The sequence below is a fragment of the Tepidiphilus baoligensis genome, assembly GCF_012911495.1.
GTDB lineage: Bacteria > Pseudomonadota > Gammaproteobacteria > Burkholderiales > Rhodocyclaceae > Tepidiphilus > Tepidiphilus olei.
This window is the reverse complement of record NZ_JAAAUB010000023.1, coordinates 1-12887: the sequence shown is the minus strand read 5'-3', so window position 1 is coordinate 12887 and position 12887 is coordinate 1. Positions and strand designations below refer to the sequence as shown.

General features: G+C 57.0%; 5 protein-coding genes and 2 pseudogenes. 5 read left to right on the top strand and 2 right to left on the bottom strand.

Going from position 1 to position 12887, the window contains the following annotated elements; genetic code table 11:
- Positions 1–275 precede the first annotated feature (275 nt).
- Both GV368_RS10455 and GV368_RS10450 read left to right on the top strand, forming a co-directional pair.
- Positions 276–1274: a sulfate ABC transporter substrate-binding protein gene (locus GV368_RS10455; protein ID WP_169116476.1), complete on the top strand. Its 999-nt coding sequence runs from the start codon at positions 276–278 to the stop codon at positions 1272–1274.
- A 13-nt stretch (positions 1275–1287) separates the two neighbouring features.
- Positions 1288–1428, top strand: a complete 141-nt coding sequence (locus tag GV368_RS10450) for a hypothetical protein (protein WP_206673396.1) — start codon at positions 1288–1290, stop codon at positions 1426–1428.
- Between the two features lie 79 nt (positions 1429–1507).
- Here GV368_RS10450 and GV368_RS10445 read toward each other — a convergent pair whose 3' ends face one another.
- Together GV368_RS10445 and GV368_RS10440 are read right to left on the bottom strand one after the other, a co-directional pair.
- Positions 1508–7741, bottom strand: a complete 6234-nt coding sequence (locus GV368_RS10445; RefSeq protein WP_142810277.1) for a DEAD/DEAH box helicase — start codon at positions 7739–7741, stop codon at positions 1508–1510.
- A gap of 9 nt (positions 7742–7750) precedes the next feature.
- Entirely contained in the window at positions 7751–11125 is a 3375-nt protein-coding gene (locus tag GV368_RS10440) for an STY4851/ECs_5259 family protein (RefSeq protein ID WP_142810275.1), read from the bottom strand.
- Between the two features lie 68 nt (positions 11126–11193).
- Here GV368_RS10440 and GV368_RS10435 point away from each other — a divergent pair.
- From GV368_RS10435 to GV368_RS10425, 3 genes and pseudogenes are all read left to right on the top strand, one after another.
- Positions 11194–11598, top strand: a pseudogene (locus GV368_RS10435) (transposase); the annotation flags it as partial.
- Between the two features lie 174 nt (positions 11599–11772).
- Positions 11773–12360 (top strand): annotated as a pseudogene (locus GV368_RS10430) (N-6 DNA methylase); the annotation flags it as partial.
- Positions 12361–12469: 109 nt separating this feature from the next.
- Entirely contained in the window at positions 12470–12781 is a 312-nt protein-coding gene (locus GV368_RS10425) for a hypothetical protein (protein ID WP_142810274.1), read from the top strand.
- The last annotated feature ends 106 nt before the right edge of the window (positions 12782–12887 follow it).

The window sequence follows — 12887 nt, the reverse complement described above, 5'->3', positions numbered from 1 at the left end:
ACTCCAAATTCCCCGGAAAATGGGGGTTGATCGAGGTTCCCCCTTGTAGCACACCGATTGGCCCAGATGCTCCAATCCCTGTAGAACACGCATATGGTCGGCCGCTCAGGGTGGCTTGAAGGGTGTTGCTGGTGGACGCCTTCTTTGAAGTCATCGTAGGAAAGATTCTATCCCGATCGATTTATTCTTGAAAGTAATATAAAGATGGAAAAAACCAGCTTCTTCCGACTATGTGACCTCGTTACCATGAGGTCATCATCAGTCGGGAGATCGCCATGCGTTTCACACCTCGTTCGCTTTTTCTCGCCGCCGCGGCGTCCTTGGCGCTGGGCAGCGCGCGTGCCGACGTGTCGTTGCTCAACGTCTCGTACGATCCCACACGGGAGTTCTACCAAGCCTATGATGCCGCCTTCGCGCGCCACTGGAAAGAGCGCACCGGGGAGACGGTGACGGTTCGCCAGTCGCACGGCGGCTCCGGCAAGCAGGCGCTGGCGGTGATCCACGGACTGGAGGCCGACGTCGTCACCCTGGCGCTGGGCTACGACATCGACGCCATTGCCCAGGAGGGCAAACTCGCCCCCGACTGGCAGCAGCGCCTGCCGCAGCGCAGCGCCCCCTACACTTCGACCATCGTCTTCCTCGTGCGCAAGGGCAATCCCAAGGCCATCCGCGACTGGGACGACCTCGTCAAGGGCGACGTTTCCATCATCACGCCCAATCCCAAGACCTCCGGCGGGGCACGCTGGAACTACCTCGCGGCGCTTGCTTGGGCGCACAAGCGCTGGCCCGGCGACGAGGCCAAGGCCACCGACTATTTGCGCGAACTCTACCGGCGCGTGGCCGTGCTCGATGCCGGCGCCCGTGGTGCCACCAACACCTTCGTGCAGCGCGGCCTGGGCGACGTGTTGCTCGCCTGGGAAAACGAGGCTTTCCTCGCCTTGCAGGAATCCGGGCCGGACGCCTTCGAGATCGTCGTCCCGTCGGTATCCGTGCTCGCCGAGCCGCCGGTGGCGGTGGTCGACAGCGTCGTCGCGCGACGCGGCACCGCCGAAATCGCCCGCGCCTACCTCGAATACCTCTATTCCCCCGAGGGCCAGCGCCTCGCGGCCAAGCACTACTACCGCCCCGTCCATCCCCAATACGCCGACCCGGCCGACCTCGCCCGTTTCCCCAAGCTCGAACTGCTGACGATTGAGGACTTCGGCGGCTGGCAGAAAGTGCAGCAGGAACATTTCGCCGACGGTGGCGTGTTCGATCGCATCGTGGCGAAGTGAGGAGAGGGCGCACATGATGCACACTCTCCTCGAGCGTCTGTGGCGGGAAGAGGAATGTACGGCCGTCCTCGTCGCCCACGACGTCTCCGAGGCCGTGGCCTTGGCCGGCCGGGTCATCCCGGATCGGCGTAATCGTCCGGGATCTGACAAGTAAAGTACTGACTGGGCACGGAAAGGCAGGTAGATCGCATCATCCGCAGATTCCGATACATGTTGCGCCAACCATTACTCCATCATCGAACTTTAGAAAATACATAAGTCGGCAGCGTTGATCCTTCGATTTGTATCGACAACTCTGCCAGGTGTTTTCCGATCTCGGCGAAGTTATCGTCGCTGGTATCGAAGAATGTTGCTTGTTTGCTGTTCGTGTAGGATGCCCGCCAGTAGGAGACACCCTGATCGAGGTGCAAGGTGTGTTTCTTTCCGGACGACCATATGATTTCGAGTAACCGGCTGTGGCCTGTTGTTGATGTATCCGCGAGCTCAACGTTGGCATCGATGCCGAGATAACCAAAGGCAGCCTTTAGCGCTTGGTCTCTCATTGCCGAATCCGCCCAGTCAGACCAAATGCGGTTTTTGGAGATGTTTTCTCCCGTCGGACGACGATGAGTCGTAACAATGAGAATTGCACGTACCGCCCAGCGAGACAGTCCAACGCGCTCGCGCAGGCCGGCAATGAGATCGGCCAACAAGGCAATCGACAAGGGAGTAAACAAGTAACGGTCGCGGTAAGTTACCGCAACGACCTCATCCTCTTGATCTGCCAGACGCATCTGCGTTGCCGGGTGGGATTGGGCAAGCAAGGTCCACAACCGCATTCCAAAGCCCTGTACAGATCCATCGAGTTCGTGGTGAATTTCGATCTCGCAGTCGCCGGCATCGAGCAACGCAGGTCGAATCGATTCGGCGGTGCGTCTGACGGTGGGGATATCGAGAAATGTCTGAGCTACCGTTGCTACTAAAGGCCCGTCGCTGGTGTTACCCCATTCGGCGTTGAACTCGATCGAACACGCATCGCCCAAAGCCCAACGGAATGAGGGACTAGACAGTGTCTCTGCCAACAACCATCCATGGCCGCATGGCAAAGCATTTTGAATTTCACAGATCGAGATTTTTGGATGATCAGCCAGACTAGCAATCAGATGACGATCTGCCTCCTCCAGGTCGTTGAAGATTGACCTGGGTATGGCGATCTCGGCTGCGATCCCTTGCCCAGCCAGACGGTAAGCAAGCTCGCGTAAGGGCGAGATACCAACATCCCAGTCCGCTGCATGACCACCGGTGTAAAGGCGGACGGCATGGACGCTTTGACGAGAAATCACCCTCCAGATGGCTTCCGGCAGCTGGCGAAATTCTGGAACTGAGTCGTTTCCGAAGTAGCGATATTCATCGGGAAGACAAAGGCTATTTAACCAACCATCGGTCAGCATCTCCAATGCAGCATGGCGATCTAGGCTATCTGCGGCAAAGCGCTGATCAAAGTCAAGCACGCAGTGCGGGCACGCGCTATCACAGTTTGCGGGGCATTCCAGATGCTTGCGCGCTTGATGGAAGAGCGTGCCCAGATAGCGCTCAGCGCTCGAGGCGTAACCCGCCGCAAAGCGGTCGTAAATCAAAATCGACTGGCAGATCGTCCCAGTGTCCGGGCATGCTTCTTTTATGTCACAACCGAGCTCAGAGGCTTGAATGCCGATCGATTCAGCCAGCGCATCGCGAAGGGCAACTGCCAGGGTGCGCGCAGCTTTTGGTTCATTCAACCAAACGCCATTGGTCTTTAACTGAATTTCGAAGATATCGGTCCACGTTTCGTGTCCAAGCGTGATGCCCTTCTTGATCCGCCAAGGATCGTCGCTTCCTTTGCAGTAGGTACCCTTCTCTCCGCGCATACGTAGCTTGGTGTGGGGTTTCTGAAAGATCTCGGGGAGCTCATCCTCTTTGGGCATGGGCGCTGCTCGCCCACACTCTAGGCAAAGGGCGTAGCCAGTTCCATGAAGACCGCGAGACTGGTGGAATACGTGGCCGGTTGTAGATATGCGAAACCTTCCGAGTGAGGGGTTGGGCAGAGGGATCCATGCCCCCCTGGCATCGACCCAGGCCGGCTCTACCGGGACGAAATGCTGGGTCGTGATGTCGTTGCTCGGCTCTTTGTAATAGTCGACAGTGAAACCGGCAGGCTCGAGAAACTCGCGGATGTTCTCGGCTGAAATTTTTGCGCCACAGGCATCACAATGACAGGCCATATTGCGGCTATGGCTGGAACCGCTCGCACCACAGCGGCGGCAACGCCAAGCAAAGCGAATGTCCTGAATTTCGCGAGCGCTTTGCTGATCGGCCGGAATATGCCAGTTAAGCGTGATGCCTGCAGATTTGTATACCAGGCCGTCGACGACGACTTCCGAACCGGGCGCGTATTCGCGCAATGCAGTGACGAGGTCGCGGCTAGGCATTTCTCGCCTGCGGTAGCGGTTGTCATCGCGACCTTTGGTCATCCGCTCTCGGCTCCATGCGAAGTTGTCAAACGTTGCAATATGCGTTGGGAATCCATAAGCAGGCAGATAACCACGAGTGGATAGGTCACGCAAGAGATATTCCTCAGTCAAGCGACCGATGTGCTTGTTGATGGCGGCCAAAGCCATCGAGTCTTTTCGTGCTTCTTCCGCCTCTCTTTTGAGGTTATCGTGTTCTTGTCGCCAGGCTTTGGCGAGTTCGTCTATGCGCTCTGTGGCGATGTCGCATAGGCGGTCGAGGTCAGCACCTTCATAAACAGTGTGACGCAGGAGCAGCCGCAAATCGCGTGCGATATCGGGGCGTTTGTCCATTCCCCCTTTGCACCAAGCCATGTAGCGCTTATCGAGCGGCTCGTCGCCTAAGAAGAATGATCCGCAGGTAAGGCGCGTTTTCTCATGGCCGCTGCCCTTCAGCGCTTCGTAAAGAAAGCGTGAAAGTAAGAGCGATTGTACGTGGCGTTGCACGATGATCGGGCTGTCCAGGGACACCCGCGGCACGGGCAGTTGGATATCAAAAGCCCAGCGGGTGTTGCTGAAAACAGCCTGATCGTGCGGGTTGGATCTGCACAGCGTCATCGCCAGAGAACGTGACTCCTGGCGTCGCCCGGCTCGACCAGCACGCTGCAAGTAGCTGGCAGGATGCGGCGGAACGTTGTTCATCGCGACCAGACTGATGCCGCCGATGTCGATACCCATCTCCATCGTCGTCGAGCAAGACAGCAGATTCAAGTCGCCTGATTTGAACGCCTTTTCGTAGCGTTCGAGGGTGTGCGAATCTTGCTGGGCAGAATGTTCCGCTGCGGTGAAATAAGGGGAGAGCTCGATGACCCGATCATTGATTGCTGACCATAGACCTTGTTCGCGCAATTGTGCAATGTTTTCGTGTCGCGCAAGCCATTCTCTGCCCCGGCGAATTCTTTCGAGATCGTCGGTAACCCCGGCAAATGGTTCGTCGTACAAGGGCAATGTAACCTGTTCGCAGCGCGCAGTCTCGTCGGTCGCTTTCTCTGGTAGGTATGGCGTCAACCCGCCTAGGGTGGTATCCAAAAAACGGCGCGTTACAGGGCATATCCAGGCTTCGCTGATCGGACCAAAGGCCAGGCGATCGAGTGGCAGCACTCTGCCATCCCCCCTTTGCTGCAGAAGTCCGGCGGCGCACAAGGCATCCCAGGCGGCCACGAGAACAGTGTCGACGCGGTCTTCATCGTAGGGGTTTTGAAGATCTGCTTTCAATGCGTAGGTAAGCAGACGCACGAGCGTGCTTTTCGGCCCGCTTCGTCGTGCTCGCGGCCAGCGGCGCTGAGAGCGGCTCGTATCCGCTTGATCCCTTGGCACCAGCCAGGTTTGCGGAAATGGCATGCCGAGCCAATTGCGCCAGGCGGAGGAGATTTCCAAAGACCCTCCGGCCCTAACGAAGAAATCCAGACAGATCTTGAGAAAATCATGCCAGGCAGCCAAGTCGAAATCTGTTGTTCGTTTGACGGATTCGGGGAGGGAGATACTATTAATTGCTGGATAGCGAACGGCAACCAAACCCATAGTTTCGAGGTTGTTCAGGCGCTTGGGGCGTCTGCCGAATTCGCGAACCAGAAACATCTTCGCCAGTTCGATGGGGCCGCTGACATCGCCGAATGCACCTGGCGCGATGCGACGGTAGTGCGTGAGCATGTATTCGAAGTCCTTGCCCTGATTGGCCAGGTACTGCGCCAGATCATTGAAAGCGATCGGACTAGGACGCCTTAGTTTCAGCAACGCGTTGTGCTTGGTGTCGATGAGCGCTCTCAGCGTTGGATTGGGGGTGCTGGCATAGATCGATTCGAGCGTTTTGATTTCGTTTTCGAGCGCGACCGTTTGCGCATTAGCCTCGCTGAGGCCGTGTTGCAAGGTCAGGTGATAAACCAGTCCGCGCACGCGATTGCGTTCGGCATCCTGTTGAAGTTTCGCCGCCATGCGCGCCGTGCCTTGGCGACTGTCATTGAAGGTCAGCAAGCGTCGGCCTCGATAGGGGTGATCTGCCGGTTTATCGCCATCGGGTGCATATTCGAGAAGCGTAGGAAGAATGATACCCAGCAGAAATGGTGCGCCCAAACGACATTCATGAAATAGTTTTTTGTTATAAGATGACTCATCACTTCCGCATGCCGGGCATGAAAGACCGTTTCCATCTTCTTCCTGAACGAGCAAGCGCAAGGTTTTGTCGGAGGCCTCGGTGATCAGGCGCTTAGACCGCTCGACATCCAAGGTGCCGACATTAGGTAGTTTGCGATTGACGATGAGCACTTTCTTTTGGAGTCTTGAATCGACATCTTCGTCGTTTTCCGGTTGCTCCTCTGCATCGGCAACTTCGCCAGGTTCTACTTCCAGCTCGAACTCATCGAGCGCGGCGAACGTTTGCAAGTGCGTAAGCTGGTTTTTGAATTCACCGGCTTGAAGATAGACGGCACCACATCCGTTGCATGTCACGACTTCATAGACTGGGCTGCCGCAGTCGCAATGCTTCCTAGGATCGAAATAGACCTGTCCGAAAGGCCATGCCTGGTCATCCAAGGATGATCCATGTTTGGCTTGACATTGCGCATCTGCACAGGCCCATAAACCAGACAAGGTTTGATGAAACAGATGCGCGCGCACCGGCAGGAATGCCTCCCCTTCATCTTTGCCTGGGCCCGTACCGTCGCGCGTAGCACTGAGCAAGTCGATCCAACGCAATGCATTCAACTGCTGATCATGCAAAGGTAATTCATCGAGACCAATGGTTTTGCATATCTCCGACAATCTGGCGACAGGCGACTTGTTTGGATCGCCGACGAACAAATCTCGCAATCTGCGCGCCGTGATGTCATTTACCAATGCGTCGTAGCGTTTGGGGGCCGTTTCGATGCCGGCATCGATGTCGGCAAGTTTGTCCACAGGCGTATGGGTCTTTGGGTTCTTGCCATCCAGCGCAGGAATCCGGCGCTGTCCGACGACCAAATGAACCCGATCCAAGGATACGCCAGCGACTTCAGCCAGGAATCGTTTGAGTTTCTGTCCAGATTCTCCTTCGGGGTCGCCGATGGTGGCGGATGTAGCGACGAAACGAACCTGTTCCGGCTTTACACCAAAGGCAATCAACACGCGGCGAATAAGCAATGCCGCTTCGGCTGCTTGCGAGCCGACATAGGTATGCGCTTCGTCAAGCACGATCCATTCCAGCTTGCCTTGTGAATGCTCCAAAATTGGCGCATCTGCGGTGCGAACCAACATGTATTCGAGCATCGTGGCGTTGGTCACCAGGATGGGCGGCGGCGAGGCTCTAAGCGTTTCACGATCGGCGATTTCGCAAGGATGCTTTTGCCGATCCCAAGACGGCTCGGGACGTTCCGGCGTGTTGCCGTTGTAGAGACAAAACCGAATGTCTCCACCAAAAGCATGTGTCCAGGCACGCAAGCGTTCGCGCTGGTTGTTGATCAATGCATTTAGTGGGTAAAGAAATAGCGCCCTGACCCCGACGAGTGGACCTCGTTTCTCCTCGCGCAGTCTCACGAGGCGATCGAGGATGGGAACCATGAAGCATTCGGTCTTGCCGGAACCGGTGCCGCTCGCGACGACGATGGATTGAGGAACAGACCGTGAGAGGATGCTCCAGGCTTCGAGTTGGTGGCTGTATGGGTATTGATCCTGCGGGAATCGATAGTCTTTGGCCAACTCTGCTGGAGGCTCGTCCATTGCCTGGACGAGGAACGGGGAGAGCAAAGTGCCGGCAAGATCGGCCATACGCTGATCGGCCTTCATCCAGCCGAAGGTGGCTTCAAAAGTCGCATCGGCAAGAAATGCCCCAGGCATCCCAAAAGGGCGGTCGAACATTTCGGCCAGGTAGCGGCGCAGCGGCACATTGGCGATACCCAGACGACTGATGGCGGCCTGTTTTGCACGATTCGCCAGTGTTGGCAAAAGATCGGCAAAAATTATCTGGCTCATCTTCGCTCCTTAAGTTGTGGAGAGAACTCCTGCCGCAAGGCAACGTGCTATGGTTAAGTTGTAGGCTTCTTCAAACCACTCGGGGTCGAAGGCTTTATGCGCTTTTAGCAGGTTGATAGCTAGGGGGTTGGCAAACCATTCTTGGGCTTGATCGTGCGCGACTTGCGCGGCGAGCAGCAGTGGCAGATTGATGGCGCCGTCTGCGTAATCAAACCGATCTGGACAAAGGTAAGGTGAGATTTCGGCGCGTTTGCGCGCATCAGCGAGGATTCGGTGCAACCCTGTGGGCCACTCATCGTCGCAATGCGAACGGCGTAGGCGCATGAGTAAACTGTCCTCACCCTGAAAGAGCTGCTGGTCGGCAATAGCGCCAAGCCCCTTGAGCGCCTCGAGCTGCCGCCTGGCCTCGGGAGAGGCGTGTTCGGCAGTGGCGATACCGAGCAAATAATGCAAGGCGCCGTTTCGCGCCGTAATGTCTTTGATACGTACATCCAAAAAGCTCTGAAATACGATTTTGCCGGCTTCTCGTCCGTAGATTTCCCGGCATTGCTCATCCAGGCAGTCCACTGCTTGCTTCCAGGCCGAGAAGGGGACGATTTCCCATGCAAAAGGAAGTTCTTGGTCGAAACGGTCGAGGAAACCGCTGGGCAGGTTGCCAGCGCGTAGCGCTAGCGAAGCCATGCCGTGCGGGGATCGTGCGAGGCGACGCCATATGTCGAGGGTTGCAAGCGGCAGGTGGCCGACTTGTCCGGCGAGCCGTTCTATCTCTGCCCAACCGTCATCCACGAAGTTCCGGGACATGTGATCGATTTCCGCATCGATGGCCGCTTCCCGCTCTGCCTGATCGATGATGCCAAGCGCGCGCGCAAGACCGCTTGCAAGCGAATGCTCGCCTTGCACTGGCCAGATGATTGGACGAAACGGCATGGCTGTATCTGGACTCGGATAGATCAGCCAGCAACCGGGTTCTTTCGAATGCGGATCGAATCGCCACGTTCCTGTCGGTACACCTTCAGACTCGCAAGATTGCAGCTGGATTGCCTCATCGCCTGGATGTTCGAGGCGGAGGGCGAGCGCCCTCATCTTGGCAAAGTCATCGGCTGTGAGCGCTATGTTGTCGTCAGTGTCGAGGCTGATGACGCTGTCGCGCCTCTTCAGTTTCGCAGCGTAACGTGCGATGTCGAGATGGAAACATTCGCTGCCACCGATGCGCAAAGAAACACGCACACGCGCGTCTGGACCATCGTCGGCAGAGAGCAGACGCTGAATGTCATCGGCGTAGTCCTGGAGACGAACTTCGGTGATAAGTGCATCTGGCAAATGGCGCAGTTGATGAACGTGCACGGTGCGACTGCCATTCGCCGCCATTTCGATCGCCACACGACTGCTTTGGCCGCCGCTGAGGATCAGCAGACGTATACCGAGTAATCGTTGAGCGGCCAACAGGCTGCCGGCAAGGATTTCTTTGCCGTTGGCATCGAAAGCACGGACGCCTTTTGCAGGGAAAGGAAGGGTCAGCCTGACCGGCGTGGTGGTGTGCGGCCAAAATAGTTCGATATCGACCGTTTCTGGAGTGCGCCTATCGGAGGTAGCTGTGAGCGTCAGATGTAGATCATCGCCGTGCAGCTTGCTCTCGAGCCTGACGCCCTCAGTTTGCGTTCTGGCAGCGATCGCTCCCCAGCTTGCAAGCTCGATGAGGCCCGATTTCGCATCGCATGGTTGAATCGTTATTGCCGCATCGGAAGGCAGAACAAGCATGCGGCTACGGTGCTTGACTTCGCCGGTGGCGGGGTAGCGTGCTTGCAATGGGCCGATGAGTGGCGAAGAACTTTGCGTGTTTGCGCCGATGAAAGACCATGCTGGGCTGCCATCGACCTTTTGGCTTACAGAATCGCTTGCGCGATAAAGCGTAGGAAGCCCTTTGAATGCAATGGTGGGCTTTTTGAAATTAAGCCAGAGCCGCTGGCCATGCCATTCGTAACTTTCCTCAGGGGCAGCAGCCTGGCCGGTGCGAATGCGGCAAGTCAGGCCATTATCGTCCCTGGCTTGAACCGATCCGCGCAATCGGTAAATGCAGCGAGAGAATTGGGGCAGCGAGCCATGCGGACGGATGTCGGCATGGCTGCCATCGACGAATGTCCATTCCTTTGGTAGAGCGATGAGGACGTCCACAGGGGCCACATTACCGCTACCTTGGCGCAGTAGTCGGTTCGAGGATTCTTCCGCAGAAAATATCCACGGCAAGCCGTTGTCCAGCGCTTCGCCACGCGGGGCTGTAATCGCCCAGACACGACCATCCAACGCGGAAAGTTGAAGCAGATGTTCTTCCGCCGCCGCTTGACCTGAGAATCCCCAAGGCAGGCGCTGGATTCGGTAGCCATCCTGGCTGGCCATCCGGCGGATGGTCGTAGTCAGATGCGCGTCGCCGACCCTGAGGGATAATTCGCCAACTCTTGGCATCTCATCAGGGTCGATGCCAAACAGCTTGGCGATCTGGGCGGTCGAAATGCTCTCTGGCAGCGTCAGGTTGGAAACCAAAGACCATACGCCTTCTTCTTCCTGTCTAAGCTGTCGCTCCACGAGTAGCACGGCCTCCCGTCGTTCGACCTTGACCTTTGCGGCGTCGCGAACCAGCTGCTCGATCAAGCCACGGGCATGGTGGTCGTCGATAGGGAGTGGGAATCGCTCGCGCCAGTTGTCGACTCGCTGATCGAGGCGCGCGATCGCGTCTGTGGCACCGGTGAGTCCGGCTTGTTCCTTCAAACGTAAGACGATCCAGGCAACGTCGGCCAGCAAGGTAAAAATGACGGCCTGCCGGTAGCTTTTGGGCAATGTGCTTTGCAGGCTTTCGACCCAGGTCAGCAGATCGTTTGGGGTAATGCTGGTACCCGCGGCTTGCTTTAACACCTGACTGAGCAACAAACCGATTTTGCCCCGAGCCTCTGCTAGCAGCTTGAGCGGTAGCCCGCCTTGGACGGCGACACTTCCAAGGAAACGCAGTCCACCGCTTTTTTTGACTGAAAGTCCCCAATCCTGGAGTCCTCGCTCGATACATGCACTGCGCTGGGCCTGGCTCCAATCGTCGGGGTCGGCGTTGAGGTCTTTCAGAATGGGGTCCCAAGACCAATGCGAACCGTCAAACCGGCGGCGCCACCATTCGGCAGCGTAGAGCACGAAAAGTGCTGAAAATCCACTCAGTGAGGTGATTTTTCCGAGTTCGAATCGCACCAGCAGCATGCCGAGCCATTTGCGTAGCAGGTTTTCGAGCTCGATGAATTCGGCTTCCGTTACTCGATACTGGAAGAGTGCCCGACGATCAGGTTGTTCAAGACCTCGACTGGCCAAAAATTTGCGCTTCCAGTCTATAAAAATGCTAAACGCCATCAATTTCCTCTACTTGGCGAACGCGTGCTGATCAGTTTAACTCAGATTTTTGAATCCATAGAGCATCTCGAAAAACCCCTCTACTCCGCTNCGACACGGCCAGCACCCACGACAGCCGGCACTTCGAGGCGCTGCTCGATTCCGGCAACACGTGCCGCGACGTCCATGCCGACCGGGGCCATGCGGGCAAGGAGAGGGAAGAAGCGCTGCAGGCCAAAGGCTACCGGCCGCAGATCCAGCGCAAGGCCAAGCCCCACCAGCCACTGCCCAAGCGGCAAAAAATACGCAACACGCGCATTGCCCGCGTCCGTGCCCGGGTTGAGCACGTGTTTGCCGCGATCGAGGCCATGGGCGGCAAGATGATCCGCACCCACATCCATGCAAGAACCGGCTTTGCCCTCACCCTGATGGCCGCCTCCTACAACATTCGGCGCACGGTGTGGCTCGTGAAGTCCGGTGCCATCCCTTGGTGAAGCCCACCCACGGCCAAAGGGTGCCCGCAGCGGCCGTTGGCAGGAAAAAACCGGGGTACGAGGCCGCGACAGGCGACCAAGACAAGGGGAAATCGGGTGGAATTCAGTGCCGAGTGTCATGAAGAGCCTGTTTCACCGCGAGTTTCCCGGAAAATGGGGGTGATCGAGGTTCCTAAGAATTACGGCCTGGCGCCCAAGTCCGCCGCGGATTTCGCTTTTTTGCTGCACGGCTTTCACTACCTCAAGGACGACGGCGTGATGGCCATCATCCTGCCGCACGGCGTGCTCTTTCGCGGCGGCGCCGAGGCGCGCATCCGCACCAAGCTGCTCAAAGACGGCCACATCGACACGGTGATCGGCCTGCCGGCGAACCTTTTTTATTCAACGGGTATTCCGGTGTGCATCCTGGTGCTCAAGAAATGCCGCAAGCCGGACGACGTGCTCTTCATCAACGCGGCGGAGCATTTCGAGAAAGGCAAGCGGCAAAACCTGCTGCTGCCCGAGCACATCGCCAAGATCGTCGACACCTACCAATATCGCAAGGAGGAGCCCCGCTATTCGCGGCGCGTGAGCCTGGATGAGATCGAGCGCAATGATTTCAACCTCAACATTTCGCGCTACGTGAGCACGGCGCAAAAAGAAGAGGAAATCGACCTGGCTGCGGTTCATGCGCAGCTGCTCGCCATCGATCAGAAGATCAAGGAGGCGACCGAGCGGCATAATGCATTTCTCGCGGAACTCGGGCTGCCGCCTTTGCCCTAGTTGGTCGACGTACTCGAATCAACAAAAGCTGGGTGATATACACCTGTTTTGTGCTGAGTATACACTTGTTAAGGTGTATACTGTTTGTTCTGTTTGCCCGGATCTGGCGATGAAGCTGGGATTTCAATGGAAAATTGATGGACGAGATTGGTGCATTTTGCTCGCCATTTCTGTTCTGCCTTGGGCCTATTTTCCGCTGCGCTTACACTTCGGAGAAGGCGTGGCCATGTTGGTCATGACACCGCTTCTGATATTCGCACCTGTTGGCTGGTTTTTTGCGGAGATGGCAGGAACATTGGCACCATCCCCTGAACTAAAACCGTGGTGTTATGGGGTCGGCTTCAGTCTCGGCGTCTTTTCATTTGGTTACCTCTGCTTGGCTAATTGGCGTTATCACCACCCAAGGAGGAAACATGCCTAACATCCCGCTCCAGAGGGACGCTTCGCCAGCTACGCTGGCTCGCGCCCCTGAGCTTGAACGTTAGCTGTCAGGTCCCGGACGATTACGTGGCACTTTTATGAAAAGT

What these genes read in the sequence shown, in the direction of transcription:
- GV368_RS10455 (WP_169116476.1), top strand. Translation starts at nt 276, where the DNA reads ATGCGTTTCACACCTCGTTCGCTTTTTCTCGCCGCCGCGGCGTCCTTG.
- GV368_RS10450 (WP_206673396.1), top strand. Translation starts at nt 1,288, where the DNA reads ATGATGCACACTCTCCTCGAGCGTCTGTGGCGGGAAGAGGAATGTACG.
- GV368_RS10445 (WP_142810277.1), bottom strand. Translation starts at nt 7,741, where the DNA reads ATGAGCCAGATAATTTTTGCCGATCTTTTGCCAACACTGGCGAATCGT.
- GV368_RS10440 (WP_142810275.1), bottom strand. Translation starts at nt 11,125, where the DNA reads ATGGCGTTTAGCATTTTTATAGACTGGAAGCGCAAATTTTTGGCCAGT.
- GV368_RS10425 (WP_142810274.1), top strand. Translation starts at nt 12,470, where the DNA reads ATGAAGCTGGGATTTCAATGGAAAATTGATGGACGAGATTGGTGCATT.